We start from the raw sequence: 20802 nt of genomic DNA, 5'->3' as shown, positions 1-20802 counted from the left end.
AGGCGGATATTTGGTAAATAAGCATTCTGGCAAGCGTTATACTTTCAACATCGTGATTTTGGCGGGTATAAGGTCGGTGGTAAGCGTTAGAAGGATGACTTTTTGAACGACTTTTTTAAAGGAGCGAACCGGGAGATGGAACAAAGAAAAAAATTGTATGAAGTAAGCCGTACGTTGGCGGATGTCGCCATGGGCAAAGCCAAAGCCGATTTGGTGGTTAAGGGCGGCACCTTAGTCAACGTCTATACCGGAGAGCTGCTGCCGAATACGGACGTCGCGGTTGCCGAAGGGCGTATCGCCTTCGTAGGGGACGCCGCGCACACGATCGGCGAGAACACCGTTGTGATCGATGCGGCAGGCCGCCACATCGTTCCCGGGCTCCTGGACGGGCATATGCACGTGGAGAGCACCATGCTGTCGGTGGCTGAGTTCGCCAAGGCTGCGCTTCCCAAAGGAACGACCGGTATTTTTATGGACCCGCATGAAATCGCCAACGTGTTTGGAGCGGAGGGCGTGCGCTGGATGCATGAGGAGGGCCAAGGATTGCCGCTTAAGGTGTATACTACATTCCCTTCCTGTGTACCGGCCACCGATCATTTGGAGGATGCCGGAGCGTCGCTGGACACCCGCGATATCGCCGACGGGATGACCTGGGACGGCGTCGAGGGGCTGGGCGAGGTCATGAACTTCCCCGGCGTCGTATACGGAGACCCGAAAATGCTCGGCGAAATCCAAGCCACAATGGAAGCAGGCAAAACCGTCACCGGACATTTTCCGAGTGACGACGAGCGCATGCTTCAGGCCTACCTGGCCTCGGGTGTGACTTCCTGTCATGAGACCGTAACCCGGGAGCAAGGGCTCGCCAAGCTGCGCCTCGGGATGCACCTGATGATCCGCGAGGGCTCAGCATGGCATGACGTCAAGGAAGTGATCAAGGTGGTCACCGAAGATAAGGTGAATACCTCGAACATTATGCTCGTCACCGACGATGTGTATCCGCAAACCTTGATTGAGCAAGGCCACATGAACCATGTCGTGCGCCGGGCGATTGAAGAGGGCGTCGATCAGGTTACCGCGATCCAGATGGGAACCATCAATACGGCGCGGTACTTCAAGGTCGACGGCGACGTGGGCGGCATTGCGCCGGGCAAATGCGCGGACCTGCTGCTGATCGGCGACCTGCGGCGGATGGAGCCGTCGACCGTGATCGCCGACGGCAAGGTCGCCTACGACGCCGGGCAGCTCCGCGTCCCGTTCCCGGCGTACCCGTACCCGGCGCAGGCGCGCGCTTCGGTGAAATTGGCGCGTCCGCTGACCGCCGACGATTTCCTCTACCGCAGCGCCAGCGCCAAGACGGAAACGACGATCCACGTCGTCGACGTGATCGAGAACAGCGCCCGCACGGCGAAGGGAACGGCAACCGTTCCGGTTGACGGGAAGGGAGTCGTGCGTCCGGCCGTCGAGCAGGACATCGCCACACTGGCCTGCATCGACCGCCACCGCGGTTCCGGCGAGCTGTCCCTCGCCTTCGCGCGCGGCTTTGGACTCAAGCAGGGGGCTGTAGCCTCTACCGTTGCGCATGACAGTCACAATCTCATCGTCATGGGTACGAATCCCGAGGACATGGCGTTTGCTGCGAATGAGCTGGCGAAGCTGGGCGGCGGCATGATCGCTGTCCTGGATGGCCAAGTGCTCGCCGCCGTGCCGATGGCCATCGCCGGTCTGATGTCCGACCAGCCGCTGGAGACGGTGGTCGCCCAGGTGAAAGAGCTCGAAGCCGCCTGGAAGCAGCTCGGCTGCCAACTGAACGCGCCGTTCATGACGTTTTCTCTGATTGCCTTGCCGGTCATTCCGGAGCTGCGTATCACCAACCGCGGTCTAGCGGACGTGAACGAGTTCAAGCTCGTGCCCGTGGAAGTCGGTTAAGCCGCATGCATGTAAATAACCCGCCGAGAAAGTGAACCCTTTCTGGCGGGTTTTGTTTTACTCCATACCGGAGTCGCTCGCACCTACAAATGAGGGTGCAGCTCTTCCACCGACTCACGCCGAACCAGCTTCGTATCCAGCAGAACTAGCTCCCCGCCGGCCGGCGGCCCCTCGATCAGCTCGAGGATTTTGCGCGCGCCCATCCGGCTGAGTTGCTCAATGGGCCGCTTCACCGTTGTCAGCGGCGGATTCGTATAGTGCGAGAAGCCGATGTCGTCAAAGCCAACGACCGAGACGTCCGCCGGAATCCGCAATCCCGCCTCCGCCGCGGCCTTCATCGCACCGATGGCCATGTCGTCGTTGCAGCAGAACACCGCAGTTGGCCGCTCCGGCAGCGCCAGCAACCGGTGCATCGCCAGATAACCGCTCTCCACGTCGTAGCGGCCCTCGACGAGCCATTCCTCCCTTACCGCCAGGCCAGCATCCTTCATGGCTCGCAAATACCCTTCCTTGCGCTCCTGCGTCGACTTGTAGCCGGCGATCCCCTCCACCAGGCCAATGCGTGTATGCCCACGGCCCGCCAAGTATTGCGTCAACTCGTAAGCTCCTGCCCGGTCATTGGACACGAAATTAACGATGGTCGAGTCACCCGCATTCCGGTTCAGCACGACCAAAGGAATCCCCTGCTCTCGCACATGGCGAATAAACGTGTCGTCACGCTCACTTTGGCTCATGAGCAGAATGCCGTCGAACCGTCGCCGATGGATCGAGCTAAAGTCCTCAAAATCGTCGATCCCCCGCAGAAACAAGTTGTACTGGACACCAACCTCCTGACTCACACCGCGGATGGCCTCTGCCAGGAAACTGGAGGACGTCCCTTGAACCATACTCGTAAAAAACAATCCAATCGTATGCGAACGCTGCAGCACCAAACTTTTGGCGTTATAGTTCGGCACGTAGTTCAGCTGCTCAGCGATCTCCATAATCTTGCGTTTGGTCTCCTCTTTAATCAGCGGGCTGTTGTTCAGCGCCCGGGAAACCGTCATATGCGAGACATTCGCCAGCTTGGCGATGTCTTTGATCGTAGCGGACATACAGCAGCGTCAATCCTTTCTATGCCTCGGGAAAAGCAAAATACCGCTTGGCATTGCCATAGCAAATATCCGTCACGATCCGGCCCAGCAGATCATAGTCCTCCGGCGCCTCGCCGCGCTCCACCCAATCGCCAAGCACGTCGCATAAGAGGCGGCGGAAATATTCGTGCCGCGTATACGACAGGAAGCTGCGGGAGTCCGTCAGCATCCCGATGAACTGCGACAACACGCCAAAATTGGCTAGCGTGTGCATTTGCTGGATCATGCCGTCTTTGTTGTCATTAAACCACCAAGCGGTGCCAAATTGAATTTTACCAGGTACGCCGCCGCCCTGGAAGCTGCCCATCATGCTGGCGAGCGCCCAATAATCGTTAGGGTTCAGTGAATACAGGATCGTCTTTGGCAGCCCGCCGTCCTGCTCGATCGCGTCCAGCAACCGGGCCAGCGCTTCGGCCAGAGGCCCGTCGTTAATCGCATCATAACCCGTATCCGGACCCAGCCGTTGAAACATGGCCGTATTCGTGTTCCGTAACGCATGAATATGCAGCTGCATCGCCCAGCCGCGGGCAGCGTATTCCTTGCCCAGGAACACCATCGTATACGATTTGTATTTCCGTTCCTCCTCCGGCGTTACCGAACCTTGGCTCAGCGCCTTCGCGAAGATCACCTCCACTTCCTCCAGCGTCGCTTTCTCGTATTCCAGTGTATCCAGCGCGTGGTCAGATACGCGGCCGCCGATCTCATGGAAGAAGTCGATCCGTTCTCTTAACGCATCCAATAGCGCCCCATAATTCTGAATCGGCTTCCCAGCCGCCGCCTCCAGCTTTGCCAGCCAAGGCTTAAACGTGGCACGATTGATCTCCAGGAACTTGTCTGGGCGGAAGCTGGGCAGCACCACCGTATCGAAGCCTTCCAGTTTCTTGATCTTCAAATGGTACTCCAGCGAATCCGCCGGGTCATCGGTTGTGCAGACCACTGTCACCTTCGATTTCGTAATCAAGTCCCGCGCGCCAAAGCCTTCACTTTGCAGCTGGGCATTCGCTTGTTCCCAGATGACCGGCGCAGTCTCCTCATTCAGCAGCTCGTCAATCCCAAAAAACCGCTGCAGCTCCAGGTGCGTCCAATGGTACAGCGGATTCCCCAGCAGCTGCGGCACTACCTTCGCCCAGGCGAGAAACTTGTCGTAATCGTCCGCCCCACCGGTGATCAGTTCCTCGTCGATGCCGCAGGCCCGCATCACCCGCCATTTGTAATGGTCGCCGCCCAGCCAAGCCTCGGTTAAGTTGCGGAACGTCTTATTTTCGTAGATCTCCTGCGGGCTTAAATGGCAGTGATAATCGATGATCGGCAGTTCCTTCGCGTATTGATGATACAACTTCTCCGCCGTCTCGCTGTTCAGCAGAAAGTTTTCCCCTAAAAATTTCTTCGCCATTTCCCATTCTCCCTTCATTTAGTTCAACTCATTGTTAACGTTAACATTAGTATGCTGCTTAATATTGTAAACGTTTTATCGAAAAACGCAAGAGAGAATATGGGCCCTTGACCGATTAAAAAAGCCCCCTCAGCCACGAATGCAGCCGAGAGGGCGTTTAACATTGATTCGATAAAGCTTCAGCGTGTTTTGAAATCAAACGGATTCGTTCCCGGCGGCAGCAGCTGGCTAAACGGGAAATAAAATTCCGGGAAACCAAACACATAAGGCAAGTATTCGTACAGTTGGAAAAAGATCGTCACGCCCTCATCCTTCACATAATATGACGGATTCGAGCCGATCGTTTTGAAGTTACCGAAGTAACCTTCCGTTTCCTGCAGCTTCTTAGCGATTTCCGGATCGACGATGCTGCGGTAATTCGGGTTTGACCGGAGCAGCTCGTCCAGCGTCAGCAGCTTTCCGTTATCCAGCCGGAATGTTAAGCCGTCGCGTACGGTAATCCCATGCGCACCGCCGGTGTAGGAGTACCAGTCCTGATAGAGGCTGAGCCCCCCGTCGCGGTTGTACGTCACTTTGTAAGTACCGACATACTCATAGGGGTTCCCACTTTGTGTCGACGGTTGTCCCGCCTTCGCTTCCTTCAGCGCATTAGCCACAAATTTTTCCGCCTTGTTCTTGAACAGCTTATTGATCTTCTTCTGCACCGACTTGTGCTTTAATCCGCTCAGCTGTGGATAGTCGACTTTAATCGACGCTTCCGGAATCTTCTTCTCGATCGTATGGTTCGTGATTTTGACGCCTTGCCGCTCCTGCACAAGCGCCGAGCCTGCCTCATTCGCCTTCCCGCTGATCTCGACTGGAGACTGCGGCGCAGCTTCGGCCGGAACAACGGCTAAGCCGGATATCATCAAGCCTGCGGTCATCAGCGAAGTGATCATTTCTACCGTGTTACGCTTCACTTGTTATCGCCACCCTCTATCGGTTAATACCTAAATTATGACCCGGGTGGCAAAAATTCATGTACGCAAAAACGCCAGCACGCCTTCCCTCAAGGAAAGCGCCTGGCGCTATTGTAAAATGTAAGCCGATATTACTCACGGCCGCTCTTCAATTCAGTCCAGTACCGGTCGTACAGCTGCAGCTTATCGCCTACGTCACCCAGCCATTCGGTACGGGACAACTCATCCTCTGACAGGTTAATCATCTTGTCGTTCCGGTATTCTTCGCTGTGGAACTCCGCTGCTTTCACATTCGGATCGCTGTATCCGATCGCTTCGTAGTTCTTCGCGCTAATCTCCGGATCGAGCATGAAGTTGATAAACTTCTCGGCCAGCTCTTTATGCTTCGAATCCTTCGGAATCGCATAGTTATCCGACCAGATCGTGCCGCCTTCCTTAGGTACTACATAAGCGACATCCGGATTGTCTTGGGCAATGTAGGAAGCGTCACCCGACCATACGGTGGCGATCCAGCCTTCTTCTTGAATCATTTTTTGCTTGATGTTGTCGGTATCGAAAGCCAGCACACTTGGCAGCAGCTTCTTCAAATCCTCCACAGCCGTCGTGATTTCACCTTCGTCGGTGGAGCTGTTGGAATAGCCGTTCTTTTTCAAGGCCATACCAATTACTTCGCGGTTATCGTCCAGCAAAATGACCTTGCCCTTGTATTCCGGATTCCACAGGTCCTCCCAGCTGTCGATCTCGTCTTTCACGTATTTCTTGTTATACGCAATCCCCGTAACCCCCGAAGTGTATACGATCGAGTATTTGTTCCCCGGATCGTAGGAAGGGTTTTTATACGCGTCAGACACGTTCGCAAAGTTCGGAATGTTGTTCATATCCAGCGGTGCCAGCAGATCCTGCTTGATCATCGTAGCCACCATGTAATCGGACGGTTGAATCAAATCGTAACCGCCGCCGCCCGCCTTAATTTTAGCCAGCAGATCCTCATTGTTGGCAAACACGTCATAATTGATTTTTACGTCAAACTCTTTCTCGAACTGCTCCAGCACTTCCTCGTCAAAGTTATCCGCCCAGCTGTAAATGTTGAGCGTCTCTTTCGACGATCCGCAACCCGACAATAGTCCGGCAACCAACATCCCTGCCAGTACGAGACCGGCCCATCTCTTTTTGTTCAATTCCCAATCTCCCTTCGATTTCGTCTTATGGAATATCAAAATTCGTCTAAAACGGCAGCAATGATTGTTTCTTCTGGCCCTTGCCGCGATTCAGCACAAATTGCGCCAGGAAGATCAAAGCGACCGTCACCAGTATCAAAATCGTACACAGCGCGTTAATTTCCGGGGAAATACCCCGTTTGACCTGCCCATAGATATAAATCGGCAATGTGGTCGAATTTGGCCCGCTAACAAAGAAGCTGACCATGAAATCGTCCAGCGACAGCGTAAACGCGATCAAGGCCCCGGAGATAATGCCCGGAGCAATCTGCGGCAACGTCACGTATCGGAAGGTTTGCCACGAGCTCGCCCCCAAATCCTGCGCTGCCTCCTCCAGTTGTCCCCCCATGCCGGAAAGACGCGTAGTCACGACAACGTAGACGTAGGACAAACTAAAGGTGATATGGGCAATAATAATCGTTATTTTACCCAGCGGCATATGGAGCTGATTAAACAGTACCAGCAACGACAAGCCCATGATGATATCGGGAATGATGATCGGCAAATACAACAAGCCGCCCATGCCCGGCTTCAAGCGGCGTCCGATCTTCCGCATCGCCAGCGCCGCCAGCGTGCCAAGCACCGTCGAGATTACCGTTGAGACGATCGCCACGGTTAAGCTGTTGGCCAAGGCCTCCATGACATGGCGGTTATCAAACAGCGAGATGTACCAGTCGAACGTAAAGCCGCTCCAATCGGCCGCTAGCCTGGAACTGTTAAACGAATACGCAACGATAAACAGGATCGGCACATAGATGAAAATCATCATGATCAGCGAATGAACGCCGAGCAGCGGATGGCTTTTGGTTTTCATGAACGCACCTCCCGCACCCTTTGATACCGGGACGTCATCGCCCGATTAAACAGCGCAATCAGAATCAGCGAGGTGATCACGAAGATCACGGACAACGCCGAGCCAAACGGCCAGTTGCGGGCCCCAAGGAACTGACTCTGAATGATGTTGCTGATCATTGCCGATTTCGCCCCGCCGAGAATGTCCGTCACGACAAACATGCCGGTTGTCGAAACGTACACCAGCACGGAGCCGGTCATGATCCCCGACTTCGTTTGCGGCAGCGTAATGTGCCAGAACGCTTTCCAGCTCGACGCACCCAAATCGCTGGCCGCCTCCAGCAGTCGCTTGTCCATCTGCTCCAACGCCACAAATATCGGCAACACCATAAACGGAATAAACGTATACACCATGCCGAGCAACACAGCGCCCTTCGTATACAGCATCTGCAGCGGTTCGGAGATCAGTCCGATGCTGAGCAAGAACTCATTGACGATCCCTTGCGTCCGCAGCAGCAGCACCCAGGCATAAGTGCGGATCAGAAAGTTGATCCAAAACGGCACGGTAATAAGCACCAGGCCCCAAGTTTGCATTCTCGGACCGGCGTTCGCAATATAATAGGCCAACGGGTAACTGAGCAATAGACATAATGCGGTCGTCATCACGGATAACACAATCGTATCCCAATAAATGCCCAAATATAACGGGTCAAAAAATAACGCATAGGCATCCAAATTAAAGTCCAGCACCACATTGCCAAGCTCGTCACGCCCCATAAAAGAGATGCCTATGACGATCAGCATCGGCACAACCAGGAACAGGCATAACCACAGGAACACCGGCAGCATGCTTAAGCCAGATTTTTTCATGATCCGATGACCACCTCATCCTCCGGCTTCCAATCCACCCCAACCGTCTCCCCGATTTGCCACGTACGCTCATCGTTGACATCCAGCACGATGGATACGGTCATCGGTTCGTTATCCAGCTGCACGATCAGCTTATGCACGCCGCCGAGGTACAGCACGTCCATCAGCTCGCCGCTGCGCTTCGTTTCGACGCCTTCGCCGCTCCGCACGGCCTTGAGCTTCTCCGGACGCACGGCGAACAGCTGCCCGTCCCGGGAGAAAATATTGTTCTCGCCAACGAAGGTGGCCGAAAACAACGTAGCCGGCTGTGCGTAAATTTCCCGCGGTGTGCCGATCTGCTCCACTCGGCCGCTGTTCATCACGACGATGCGGTCAGACATCATCATCGCTTCTTCCTGGTCATGCGTCACGTAGACGAACGTGATGCCCAGACTGCGCTGCAGCTGCTTGAGCTCGGCCTGCAGGCTTTTGCGCAGCTGCAGGTCCAGCGCGCCCAGCGGCTCATCGAGCAGCAGCACCCGCGGCTTGTTGGCGATCGCCCGCGCGATGGCCACCCGTTGCTGCTGCCCGCCGGACAGCTGGTGCGGATACCGCTTCGTGAGCGCGGTCAGCTGCGTCATCTCAACCGCCTCCCGCACACGTTCCTGCTGCTGCTTGATCGGCATCTTTTTCATCTTCAGTCCAAAGGCGACATTCTCTTCCACCGTCATATGAGGAAATAAAGCATAATGTTGAAAGACAAGGTTCAAATCCCGGCGATTCGGCGGCAAATTCGTCAGGTCCTTTCCGTCCAGCAGGATTTTCCCGGAGGTCGGTTGCTCGAACCCGGCGATCATGCGCAAAATCGTCGTCTTGCCGCAGCCGCTTGGGCCCAGCAAGGTGAGGAATTCCCCTTCCTTAATCGTGAGCGATAGCGGATGCAAGGCGACCTGTCCCGCAAAGTGCTTCTCCACCGCGGCCAGTTCTATCATCTTTGCATCAACTCCTTCAATGTAGGCTTGTCTTCCTAAGAAAAAAAAGCCATATCCATTGGTATGGCTTTATCGGGTACTTCGATTCATTTTTTCGCATATTCACTATACCTTGTTTTGGCGCGGGTTACAATAGTTTTGCTATAATTCCCTTGGGTTTTCAAGGAACCTCTGAGTAACTTTACTCACTGTCTCCGAGCCTCATCATTTGATCTATAACTTCAGAAATCCCCCTATTAACAGAAATCATGGTGTCTCTATATTGGGGTTGCGTAATGAATTCCCTGGGATAGCTTGTAATATTATACAAGGTTAAATCCTCCGTGGATGAAGATGCTAATAAAGGTCTTATTTTCATCAGTGAGCCTTTTACTTCCGCCCAATTTTCAGGGAATTCTGAATTATTTTGTTGACTAAATAAATATTTATTTAGAACATAGACCATCCTTTGCAAGTTCTTATTCGTTTCAACAATGTTAGTAAGTTCATAATTGTATTCTTTCCCATCCATTTTTTCCAATAATAAATCCAGTTTTGTATAATAATCAGAGCTAATTCCCATTAAAAAACCCTCTGAGAATAAGTACGCTTCCTTTGGTGTTCGATCATCATCTTCTAATTCAATTAAAAATCTATAGGTACTTAGAACGCGATCAGAATAAGTAGTAAATATATCATAAATATTTTGAGTTTCAGATTTCTTTTCTACCTTGGTTTGATCGAATATGATGTATTGGATTAAATTCGATAACAATACAACTATAGCTGTGATTAAAATCCACTTGAAATTAACATCTTTTTTCACTATTGGGAACACTTCCCTTTATTAGGAATGATAATCCAAAAAAATAAAGTAAACGGGAACAAAATCACTTCCCATTTACTTTATTATACATAAAATGTACTATTTTGAAAGTGTAACAGAGGCAGTTGCGGCCTTTGTCCAATTTTTTTCGACATCTGTTGTTGTTACTGTGTAGTTCACACCTATCTCAAGAGGACTACCCCATGTCCAGCTTGCTGTACCTGAATATTGTTCTGATTTTTGAGTTGTATCATAAGTATGAGTATACTTGGCAGCTGTTGTAGTTTGTCCTGTTGTTTTTGCAGATAATTTTGCATATGCACTTACTGTCCATGCATCTCCACCGCCCTCAAGGTTATCATAGATGTTGAAAAGTATTGTTCCTGAGTTTCTATTATCGGCATCGGCTAACCACATATTCGCAGAATTACTTGTCCCACTCGACACGTAATCAAACTTTTTAGAATCCCAGTTAATAGAAACAACGTCGTATGAAGCTGGATACAATTCATAGGTAGCATCTGCAGGAAGTGATGCTTTTTTCTCAACCTGTACCCAAGCGTAGTACCTGTCACTATCCTTCGTAATATAGTTTGTAAGTACTCTTAATTGGGGACTGAGTGCCATTGGAGTCATGCTATTAGATTCATTTCCTTTAGCATCAAAAATAACAGTATCACTTGCTAGTACTTCAATACCCTTTGATTCCAGAAATTGTATGACATCTTGTTTTGTAGCACCGTTAGTTTTCATTCGGTCAACTTGCTGTACTATTTTGCCGAAATCTTCTTCACTGCGCCCTATATCTGCACTTGCAACTCCTGAAAAACTACTGAGAATAAAAGATAAAACCAATAAAAATAAACTTAATCTTTTCATTTTTCTTTACTCCTTAATTTTGGTATTTTATACCTGTTTCTATCTTATTTTCCCATGTTAAATTTGTCAATATTTACTATATAAATTCCTTTTTCTATCTTAATTTATGGCACACTTCTATATGGCTCCTGCCCCGTTGTCATTCAATGCCGATACCTACTAATACAGCAAAGGACAATTTTCGATATAAACTCCACCGCCACTCTTAGGTTGAATATAAATAGCGTCGACTGTAGACAGGGTTTCAAGAATCTTCAATTGATCTGGGCTAACTATCAAATTAAATGTGTTATATCCCACTTTCTCAACAGTCATTTTATCTCCAAAGGCTTTAAAGTTAGTAAAATACAAAAATGAGCTATCACACAAACCTATGCGGTAGCTCATTAAGTAACTGATATAGATTCCCTATATGCCCTATTTCAGCTCATACATCACTGTTAACGTGGTTTGCAGGTCGATTTCGCCCGGTTCCACCGGTGTGCTCACGGCAGAATCCGCTGCAGCCATTTCCCTCATCTTCAGGTTCTGTGTGAAGATCGGTGTGCTGGTGCTGCCTTGGCTGATGCTAAGCACAATGCCCAGCTGGCGGTTCGCGGCTTTCGCGATCGATGCTGCTTTCTTGTTCGCGTCATTCATCGCTTTTTGGATCACTTGGTCTTGGTACTGATCCGGATTTTCGGTGCTGAAGCGGATATTATCGATCCGGTTGGCTCCCGCAGCGGATGCCGCATCCAGCAGCTGCCCTATCTTCGACAAGTCGCGGTAAGTGACCTCCAGCGAATGCTGGGCGCTGTACCCCTTGATCTGCTGGCCTTCTTTGTCGCTATACGTATAGTTTGGCTGTACGTAGAATTGGCCGGTTTGGATATCCTTGTCGGCAATCCCCCACGTCTCCTTCAACAGCTTGATGAGCGCGGCCACTTTAGTTGCATTGGCGCTTTGGGCTTCCTTCGCCGTCTTAGCTTCCGTCACCACCCCAATCGACAGGTACGCCACGTCCGGCTTCACGGACAATTCGCCGCTGCCCACCACCGTCACCACATTCTTCTGCATCTCGCCATCCGCATAAACCGGCACCGGCGCGTTAAGGGCACCGCTTACAAACATACCTCCGGTAATCAATGTTCCCGCAACCAGCAAGGAAGCTGCAGGCTTCAACCATGTTTTCATGTTCATGACCTCCGTTCATTTTTTGGGATAAGTATTGGTAATTTTACCTTCTAAACGTAAACCGTGGACAAATGTTGCAGTAAAAAGCAAAAAAGGATGATCCCGTGATCCTTTCACGGAAACATCCCCTTGTTTCGTAAGGCGAAACCAGCGTTTACTGGTTCTCCAACTCCTCTTTGCTGACTAAATTGATTAAAGCGTTTGCAGCCTGCTCAGCGTCCGCACCTTCCGCACTAATGTAAATCTCGGTACCGGTACTGATTGCAAGGCTCATAATCCCCATGATGCTCTTGGCATTCACTTTTTTATCGTCTTTTTCAACGAAAATCTCTGAAGAATATTTATTCGCTTCCTGAACGAAAAGCGCAGCCGGCCGAGCATGCAGCCCCGTTTTCAAACGAACGGTAACCGGGTGTTTGACCATGAAAACTTACCCCCTATACGAATTCAATCCATTTCGTCACATTCGTTGACATTATAATTTCTATCATTATAGCATACGGAGTACAAAACACACTAGCAGCAAAACCAGTTTAGCCCCCGCGAATTTTTTCGGCAAGCTCATCGATCTTGCGCAACCGGTGATTTACCCCCGATTTGCTGACCGTTCCTTTCAGCAGTTCGCCCACTTCCTTCAGATTCATATCCGGGTGAGCCAAGCGAACCTCGGCGACCTCCCGCAGCTTCTCCGGCAAGTTCTCCAGACCGACTTCCTTCTGGAGCAGCTTGATGTTGTCGATCTGCCGGACAGCGGCACCAATCGTTTTGTTCAAGTTCGCCGTCTCGCAGTTCACGATGCGATTCACGGAATTACGCATGTCGCGCATAATCCGCACGTCCTCGAATTTGAACAACGCCTGATGCGCGCCGATGATGCTGAGGAGCTCGATGATTTTTTCGCCTTCTTTGATGTACAAAATAAAACCTTTCTTCCGCTCGATGCAACGTGCGTTCAGATGAAACTCGTTCGCCAGATCGACCAGCGCCTTGCAATGCTCTTCGTACATCGAGGCGATCTCCAAATGGTAAGACGAACCCTCCGGATTGTTGACCGACCCGCCGGCCATAAACGCCCCGCGCAGATAAGCCCGCTTACAACAGTTTTTCCGAGTGAGCTCCGGATTAATCCCGGGATTAAAAATAAATCCCTCGGAGACGATTTTCAGCTCCTTCAGAATCTCCTCAACCCGGGCCGGAATGCGAACGATGTAGACGTTGTTTTTCTTGAGGCGCATCTTTTTGCGGACCAAGAGCTCCGTGTGAATGTGAAAATGCTTCTTCAACAGGGAGTAGATCCGCCTTGCGATCGCGGCGTTTTCGGTGGAGATATCCAAAACGATCTTTTTGTTCGAAACCTGTACCGATCCGTTCATCCGGATCAAAGCGGATAGTTCGGCCTGCTCGCAGCAGTCCGAGGCTTCGACCATCGTCAGCTCTTTTTTGGTTTGCGCCGCAAAGGACAAGAGACTCACCTCTTTCGTAAAATCCAGTTTTCAACCAGCTGGTAAATATGATGGCTTAATTTATCGGCGTCATGCCGCAAATACCTGCGGAACAACACCAGCGTATCGGCAATGACCTTATAGCCTTGACCCGTCACGTTATCCCAGTCCACTTGGACCGGCTTGGCGCCTTTCTCGGCGTAAAAATCCTGAACCTGCGGCGGAATTTCGCCGTCGTTCACGATGACGTAGTCAAACAGATGCTTGCCGACGTGATTATACACGGCCTGTAAGTGGTCACTGACCGTATAATTGTCCGTCTCGCCCGGCTGGGTCATGACATTGCATATGAATATTTTGATCGCGGAGGTATTTTCCAATACAGCCTCTGCCAGCTTCGGTACAAGCAAATTCGGAATAATGCTGGTGTACAAGCTGCCCGGTCCGATCAGAATGGCGTCCGCCTCGCGAATCGCCTCTACGGCTTCCGGCAAAGGCTCCACCTCCTCCGGTTCAAGGAAAATGCGCTTGATCTTACCTCGAACCTCCGGAATCTTCGATTCCCCGGTCACGATCGTACCGTCTTCCATCTCCGCATGCAGCACGACGGCCTGACCCGCAGCCGGCAACACGCGCCCGCGTACGGCAAAGACGCGGCTCAGCTCGCGCACCGCGGTCACGAAATCGCCGGAAATATCGGTAATCGCCGCCAAGATCAGATTGCCCAAGCTATGCCCAGCCAATCCCGAACCCGATGCAAACCGGTAGTTCAGCATATCCGACAGCAGCGGTTCGACGTCGGCCAGCGCGGTAAGTACGTTGCGTATATCCCCGGGTGGCGGCATTTGTAATTCATTGCGCAAGATCCCGGAGCTGCCCCCATCGTCGGCTACAGTTACGATAGCCGTGATATCGAGCGGTCTCTCTTTCAACCCGCGGAGCATGACAGACAAGCCGGTACCGCCGCCCATCACGACGATCCGCGGAACTCTTATATCCTTAGCCCGATGTATCACTTGGTTCACCTCTTAATGAGGGTTCAAAAAGGGAACAGGTTATCCTTTTGAATGTCCTCTATACTTGCAGGGGGCTTGGTTAGCGGTCCCGGCCTTCGTCGCGATGACTTACGCGGACCGTTTCCGTTTCGCTGACGCCAAGCATCTTACCCAGGTATTCGGCAATCGCGACCGAACGGTGTTTGCCGCCGGTGCAGCCGATGCCGATGATGACCTGGCTCTTCCCCTCTTTATGGTATTGCGGCAGCAGGAAATGCAGCATATCCAGCAATTTGGCCAGGAATATCTGCGTCTCCGGCCACTTCATAACATATTCATATACCTCGCTGTTTTGTCCCGTGAGCGGCCGCAGCTGCTCGATGTAATGGGGATTCGGCAGGAAGCGCACGTCGAACACCAGGTCGGCATCGATCGGAATCCCGTATTTGAATCCAAACGATGTAATGTTCACCGATAAGTTGCTGCTCTCCAAATGCGAGAATCGGGAAATGATCTTCTCCTTGAGCTGTGCCGGCTTCATATTGCTGGTATCGATGACTTGAGTTGCCGACATCCGCAAATCATCCAGCATTTTGCGTTCCAGCCGGATGCCGTCCAGCGGCATCCCGTCCGGGGCCATCGGATGGCGGCGGCGGCTTTCCTTATACCGCTGCACAAGGACCGAATCGGTGGCATCGAGGAACAGGATTTCACACTTGATGGTGAAATGCTCCTTAATAAAGCTAAGCGACTCCGAAAGCGCCGTGAAGAACTCCCGGCCGCGCAGGTCGATGACCAGCGCAACCTTGGCAATTTTCCCTTTGGATTGCTCAATCAATTCTGCGAATTTGGGAATCAGCACCGGAGGCAAATTATCTACGCAAAAAAATCCGAGATCCTCCAAACTGCGCACGGCCAGCGACTTCCCTGCCCCCGACATGCCCGTGATAATGATCAGATTGGCGACCGAACTTGTTTCCTTCTCCGGCATGATTATTCCCTCCTCGCGTAATTCTCCTTGTCCATTCTAAAAGGATGATGTAACGGACTGTAATGACCTTATTTGCTTATTTCCCGACCATTTCCCACTGTAACGGACCCCAGAGACCTTATCTGGCTCTGATGACGACCCTTGAGCTGCAATTGACCGAAATAAGATCTCCTAGGTCCGTTAGAAACTGTAATCTGTCCAAGACTGCCAAATAACGCTTCTAGAGTCCGTTAGATGCGACACCAGCGACACCAGCGGTACCAACGGCCCCCAGCTAGCTGCAAGCAGTTCCGCTTAGCACCTTTTCGTTAGGAACGGAGGAAGAGACCAGCGGCGCCGACCATCCCCGCATCATTCCCCAAGGTAGCCGGAACGATTTGCATGCCTCGTTGCACCGGCTCCGGCGTCAATTTGGCGAATACGCTGCGAACTTCGTTAAACAGAATGTCACCGGCTTTGGACACGCCGCCGCCGATGATAAACATCTCCGGATTCAGAACAACAGCGACAGCCGCCATCGATTTGCCCAGATAGAAAGCTGCCCGGTTCACGATGCGAATCGCCGCCTCATCACCAGCTTTAGCCGCATCAAAGACGTCCTTAGCCATAATGTTCTCCACATGAGCCAGCGAGGTCCGGTCACCGCGCGCCACGGCGTCTTTCGCCATGCGAATAATCCCTGTTGCCGAAGAGACGGTTTCCAGGCAGCCCATTTGGCCGCAGCCGCAGCCGATGGCTTCCAGATCCGGAACCACAGACATATGTCCAAGCTCGCCGGCCATTCCGGAGAAGCCTTGATAAATCTTCCCGTTAATAATGATCCCGCCGCCAACGCCGGTTCCCAGCGTGTAGCATACGCAGTTGTCGATGCCTTTTCCTGCGCCGCCCCAAGCTTCGCCGAGTGCAGCCACATTGGCATCGTTGTCTATTTTGATTGGCTTGCCCAATCGCTCCTCCAAAATGTCGCGAATCGGCAAATCCTTCAAACCTACATTCGGCGCCAAAATGATGATCCCTTCGCGGACATTCGTAAACCCGGCGACCCCGGCGCCTACCCCGGCCACCTGTTCCCAGGCAAACGGCGATTCTTCCACGACACGCCGGACGTACTTCTCGATATTCGCGACGACCGTATCCGCGCCCTTATCGACTTCGGTCGGCCCTTCATACGTATGAAGAAGCTGCCCTTCTTCATTGCAAATGCCGACTTTGACTGCCGTACCGCCCAAGTCAACGCCAATGTAGATTTTTTCAGACATGTTCACAAGCCACCTTTTTCTTAAATAATATATAGATCATTTACGTGCCTATACGTGCAAAAAGGCCATTCTCGATCCATCGCCGCTTTAGTCCGCGCCATGACTGAAAACGCCTTCGCAAGTAGTTTTCTCCTACGTACCAACTATAAGCGAACCCATCGGTTCGGTCAAGAGAAGGGAAGAAACGGCAATCCCAATACCGATAAGGGATTTTGCGTAAATGACACAGATCACAGACAAGCGTATACGAACCTAATTTCCCTTGTTCCCCCTTCCTTCTCCCCCGCTACTGCAACTAAAAAAACCGGCATTCGCTAGTGCAAACGCCGGATGTAAACCCAATGAGGCAAGATAAACATGATAAAGCCATCCCTGCTAGGACAAAATACGTTTTTGTCCTTGCAGTTCGCGGATGGGGGCGATGTTCTGCGTGAACTCCAGCGTCCCCAGATAACGTCCATCCTCGCTGCGTACAGCGAAATAGCGGATGTACACAAATTTGTCCTTCACCGGAATCCAGAAGTCCTCGACATCCTTCCGCCCCGCCTTAAAATCCTCCAACAGCTGGTTGACGACATGAACGCTTTGCGGCGGGTGGCAATTTTGTACGGTCCGGCCGATGACGGCCTTCGTCCGGGCAAAGATCCGCTCCTTGCCGTGGGAGAAATATCGGACGACATCGTTCTCGTCGATAAACGTCAGGTCCACCGGAAGATGGTTCATCACCGCCTCCAGCTGCTCCATCGAGAGAACGCCGGTCTCGAATTTGATGTAGCCTTGCGGAACCCCCGCTTCCGTGCCTGCCTGTGCGGTCCCTTTCACTTCTTCGCCCGAGGGCTGCAGCGGCACGCGCTCCGGAATCCATTCACGCTCCGGTGCGGTCAAGCAGAAGCCGATCTGGTCGCTTTCCCGGGCAATGCTCACCCATTCGTCTTCCGTTAACTTTTCAAGGGCCATCGGGAGCAAAATATTTTCTTCCTTAAAAATCATCTCGTTGACTTCCTTAATAATCCGTTCCAGATCCATCACCATCGTCTCCGGATCCGCGCTGCCGTCCGCCAGCTTGCCCTTCGTTTCCTTGATCATCATGCGGATGCCGTCGTCCACGCCCCACATCACCTTGGTTGGGCCGTAGATGCCGTACTTCTCCAGATACGGGAACAGCAGGTTTTCCTTGCGGCTGTAGTGGTTGTCGAGGTCCATCAGCAGGTTTAAATCCTCCAGCAGCTTGAATACGATCTCGCTGCCGGGATCCTTCCGGTACTTGTCCAGGTGAAGCTGCAGCTTGAAGTTCACCAGCCGTTCGATCTCGCGATTTTCCAGCTTGAAGGTATGAACCGGGTGACCCGGCTGCTCCTCCGGCTTGGACGAACGGTGAATGTCCTCGATCGAGCCCTTGAAAATCGCCGTATGCACCGAGCACAGCCGCTGAACCTCCTCGACCGCAATGCCCTCCTCTTCCATCAACGCATGCTCCATCGCGGAAATTTCCGCGACCGTCACGTCACCGACAGCCTCTTCGAACCGTGCCTTTACTTCATCCACGCTCTTCCCCTGATGCAGCTCCTTGATAATCTCCTTTAACAGCTGCTGGCGGCGGCTTTGTTCCGGTGCGCCATACTCCCGATTATTGATCAGTTCGCTCATCGCCCAACCCCTCCTTATTGAATTTCAGCCGAATTTCTGTTTCGATATGTCCCGATGACTTCATTGATAACCATTCTCAATAACAAGGTAGCACAGGGAAAATGTCTGACTTGTGATTTCAATCACAAATAATTCATCGATCCTTCCGTTTCTTTTTGCTCCGTCTTTTGCCAAAATAGAATCAGGAGGAATGCCATTATGCCTATTACGCATTTGCTATATATTGAAGACGATCCCGAAATCGGTGAATGGGTCAGCTCCAACCTGGAAGCGCGCGGGTACGCGGTCACTTGGCTGAAGCACGGGGATCAGGCCGTGGAGAAAGCCGCCGATTGCCATCTCGTGATCCTTGACGTGATGCTTCCAGGGCTGGACGGCTTCACGATTGGGGGGCGGTTAAAGCAGAAGTATCCGGAGCTGCCGGTATTGATGCTGTCGGCCCGAACTTCGATTGACGACAAGCTGCAGGGACTGAAGTTCGCCGACGACTATTTAACGAAGCCGTTCCATCCGGACGAGCTGGCCGCCCGGATTGAGGTGCTGCTCCGCCGCAGCGGGGGGATCGCCGACCCAGCGCCGCTGCGTATTAAACATTTACTTGTGTATGAGAAAGAAAACCGGATCATCAATCAGGATACCAACGAGGAAATCGTGCTGACCGGCAAGCAGTTTCATATTTTCTCCTATCTGCTGCGCCATCTTAGTCAAATCCTGACTAAGGAGCAGATCTACGAAGCCGTATGGAACGAGCCCTACCTCGACGGGGACAAAACCTTGATGGTCCATATCCGCCACCTGCGTGAGAAGCTGGAACGGGATCCCGCAAATCCTGAAGTGATTGAGACCATCCGCGGGATTGGTTATCGGGTGAGAGCATGAGACTTCGTCCGGTGCGCAAGTTCCGTAAATCCCTGTTGACGAGATACGTCTTGATCTTGGGGATCGCCTTCGTGTTTATCCCTGTCCTGATTCCAGTCAGCTTTATTGCAGCCTGGGGGGTGAATGTCCTCCTAAACCCTGGCCATTATGTGCACGAGAGCCGTCCTTACGGTACCGGACAGGAGATTGAGACCGCTTGGCATCAAGCTGCTGCTGAGTTGAAGGGAGCTCAAGCCGATGCCATCGATGCGAAGCTCAGAGAGATGAAGCTGCTGTATCCTGATGCCGCGCTGTATTGGGTCGACACGGCTGGCCAAACCCGCCTGCAGCTGCCGGAGCAAGAGTCGGTGCCCCAGCAGTGGTCCTTGGAGGATACTATCGCCTTCATGAAGCAACGTGTGGACGCCGACCCTTTTACGGTTGTCGCTTTTATTGGCGGGGACGAACAAGCCAAGCAAGGCTTCATGGTGTTGGAGCTTCCGCGTAAATTTATGGTGATTCAAAAAGGGGAACAGCTTAGTGACATTCGTTTTTACGGGGTGTTTCTAGCGATTCTGCTGGGGGCGTTCGTCCTGCTCTCCTATCTGTTCTTTAGCGATATCCGCAAGCGGCTGCTGCGCCTGGAAGCCGGCATGACCCGCCCGGGTCCCGACGGGCTGCCGTCTCCCATCGAAGAAGGACGCCCGGACGAAATTGGCCGATTGGAGCTTGCTTTTAACCATATGGTGTTCGCACTGAAGGACAGCCGCCAGCGGGAGCGCGAGGAAGAGGAGCTGCGCAAGAGCCTGATCAGCCACCTATCCCATGACCTGCGGACGCCGTTAACCGTGCTGGGCAGCCATCTGTATTCGCTCCGTCAGGAACCCCTATCCGAACAGGGACGACAGTCCCTGGCTTTGATGGAGACGAAAATCAGCGATTTATCCGGACTGATGGATCATCTATTATCGTATAACCTGCTCTCCAGCGGACGGTATGCCATGTCTTTGGAGCGGCTGGATATCCTGCGGATCGTGCGGGAAAGCGCGGCCGCCTGGTACCCCGTCTGGGAGAAGAACGGGATTACGGCCGATATTGAGCTGCCGGAGCAGCCGATCTACTGGAACGTTGACGCCCAAGGGTTCCGCCGCGTACTCGATAACTTGTTCCAGAACCTGGTCCGCCATGCTGGATCGGGCCGTTATGCCGGGATTGCGGTAGAGCAATACGAAGGCACCACGGCTCTCACGATCAGCGACCACGGCCCTGGAATGGAGTCGGTTTCCGCTAGCGGAGGCGCGGGGCTTGGCCTGCAAATCGTCGACCTGCTGCTGCGGGAAATGGGTCTCGCACGGGCCACCGTATCGAGCGAAGCTGGAACGAAAGTTTATATTTATCCAATGGCGCTATTGTAATTGAGATGAGGCGAGGGACTGTTTACAGTCCCTTTTTTCATGCCCCAAAATTAAACGAATCTTAAACTTCTCCTGTC

Annotated in this window: 19 protein-coding genes; 3 read left to right on the top strand and 16 right to left on the bottom strand. The window is 52.3% G+C overall.

Going from position 1 to position 20802, the window contains the following annotated elements:
- Nucleotides 1-135 precede the first annotated feature (135 nt).
- A complete protein-coding gene (gene ade, locus U9M73_RS18870) occupies nt 136-1926 on the top strand; it encodes an adenine deaminase (protein ID WP_323078534.1) in 1791 nt (596 codons plus the stop codon).
- An 83-nt stretch (nt 1927-2009) separates the two neighbouring features.
- Here ade and U9M73_RS18865 read toward each other — a convergent pair whose 3' ends face one another.
- The 16 genes from U9M73_RS18865 to U9M73_RS18790 form a co-directional block, all read right to left on the bottom strand.
- Nucleotides 2010-3020, bottom strand: coding sequence for a LacI family DNA-binding transcriptional regulator (locus U9M73_RS18865; protein WP_323078532.1), 1011 nt, complete (start codon nt 3018-3020; stop codon nt 2010-2012).
- A 19-nt stretch (nt 3021-3039) separates the two neighbouring features.
- Nucleotides 3040-4452: a glucuronate isomerase gene (gene uxaC / locus U9M73_RS18860; RefSeq protein ID WP_323078531.1), complete on the bottom strand. Its 1413-nt coding sequence runs from the start codon at nt 4450-4452 to the stop codon at nt 3040-3042.
- Between the two features lie 179 nt (nt 4453-4631).
- Nucleotides 4632-5411, bottom strand: coding sequence for a DUF3298 and DUF4163 domain-containing protein (locus tag U9M73_RS18855; protein ID WP_323078529.1), 780 nt, complete (start codon nt 5409-5411; stop codon nt 4632-4634).
- A gap of 131 nt (nt 5412-5542) precedes the next feature.
- The gene (locus U9M73_RS18850; RefSeq protein WP_311202307.1) at nt 5543-6589 is read right to left on the bottom strand and encodes an ABC transporter substrate-binding protein; all 1047 of its coding nucleotides are present in this window, start codon (nt 6587-6589) and stop codon (nt 5543-5545) included.
- Nucleotides 6590-6635: 46 nt separating this feature from the next.
- Nucleotides 6636-7442: an ABC transporter permease gene (locus U9M73_RS18845; protein WP_009224987.1), complete on the bottom strand. Its 807-nt coding sequence runs from the start codon at nt 7440-7442 to the stop codon at nt 6636-6638.
- The gene (locus U9M73_RS18840; RefSeq protein ID WP_009224988.1) at nt 7439-8290 is read right to left on the bottom strand and encodes an ABC transporter permease; all 852 of its coding nucleotides are present in this window, start codon (nt 8288-8290) and stop codon (nt 7439-7441) included. The genes U9M73_RS18845 and U9M73_RS18840 overlap by 4 nt, the downstream gene beginning before the upstream one ends.
- A complete protein-coding gene (locus U9M73_RS18835; protein ID WP_009224989.1) occupies nt 8287-9261 on the bottom strand; it encodes an ABC transporter ATP-binding protein in 975 nt (324 codons plus the stop codon). Before U9M73_RS18835 ends, U9M73_RS18840 begins: the two co-directional genes overlap by 4 nt.
- A gap of 181 nt (nt 9262-9442) precedes the next feature.
- Nucleotides 9443-10066, bottom strand: coding sequence for a hypothetical protein (locus U9M73_RS18830; protein WP_157273412.1), 624 nt, complete (start codon nt 10064-10066; stop codon nt 9443-9445).
- 99 nt (nt 10067-10165) lie between these two features.
- Nucleotides 10166-10945: a hypothetical protein gene (locus U9M73_RS18825; protein ID WP_009224991.1), complete on the bottom strand. Its 780-nt coding sequence runs from the start codon at nt 10943-10945 to the stop codon at nt 10166-10168.
- A gap of 417 nt (nt 10946-11362) precedes the next feature.
- A complete protein-coding gene (locus tag U9M73_RS18820) occupies nt 11363-12118 on the bottom strand; it encodes an SIMPL domain-containing protein (protein ID WP_260071871.1) in 756 nt (251 codons plus the stop codon).
- A gap of 154 nt (nt 12119-12272) precedes the next feature.
- Nucleotides 12273-12542 (bottom strand): HPr family phosphocarrier protein, encoded by a 270-nt coding sequence (locus U9M73_RS18815; protein ID WP_009224994.1) that lies wholly within the window; start codon nt 12540-12542, stop codon nt 12273-12275.
- A 109-nt stretch (nt 12543-12651) separates the two neighbouring features.
- Nucleotides 12652-13581, bottom strand: coding sequence for a DNA-binding protein WhiA (gene whiA, locus U9M73_RS18810; RefSeq protein ID WP_036645079.1), 930 nt, complete (start codon nt 13579-13581; stop codon nt 12652-12654).
- A gap of 5 nt (nt 13582-13586) precedes the next feature.
- A complete protein-coding gene (locus U9M73_RS18805) occupies nt 13587-14531 on the bottom strand; it encodes a gluconeogenesis factor YvcK family protein (RefSeq protein WP_260071877.1) in 945 nt (314 codons plus the stop codon).
- Between the two features lie 124 nt (nt 14532-14655).
- The gene (rapZ, locus tag U9M73_RS18800) at nt 14656-15546 is read right to left on the bottom strand and encodes an RNase adapter RapZ (protein WP_323078523.1); all 891 of its coding nucleotides are present in this window, start codon (nt 15544-15546) and stop codon (nt 14656-14658) included.
- Between the two features lie 308 nt (nt 15547-15854).
- Entirely contained in the window at nt 15855-16805 is a 951-nt protein-coding gene (locus U9M73_RS18795; RefSeq protein ID WP_260071473.1) for an ROK family glucokinase, read from the bottom strand.
- A gap of 375 nt (nt 16806-17180) precedes the next feature.
- Nucleotides 17181-18452, bottom strand: coding sequence for a DUF438 domain-containing protein (locus U9M73_RS18790; protein ID WP_323078522.1), 1272 nt, complete (start codon nt 18450-18452; stop codon nt 17181-17183).
- A gap of 198 nt (nt 18453-18650) precedes the next feature.
- On the opposite strand from U9M73_RS18790, the gene U9M73_RS18785 reads away from it, so the two are divergent.
- Nucleotides 18651-19331, top strand: a complete 681-nt coding sequence (locus U9M73_RS18785) for a response regulator transcription factor (protein WP_323078521.1) — start codon at nt 18651-18653, stop codon at nt 19329-19331.
- The gene (locus U9M73_RS18780; protein WP_260071476.1) at nt 19328-20725 is read left to right on the top strand and encodes a sensor histidine kinase; all 1398 of its coding nucleotides are present in this window, start codon (nt 19328-19330) and stop codon (nt 20723-20725) included. Before U9M73_RS18785 ends, U9M73_RS18780 begins: the two co-directional genes overlap by 4 nt.
- Nucleotides 20726-20802 lie beyond the last annotated feature (77 nt).

The organism is Paenibacillus phoenicis (genome assembly GCF_034718895.1).
GTDB classification, from domain to species: Bacteria; Bacillota; Bacilli; order Paenibacillales; family Paenibacillaceae; genus Fontibacillus; species Fontibacillus phoenicis.
Note: the sequence above shows the minus strand (reverse complement) of the source record. Positions and strands in the feature narration are given on the sequence as shown.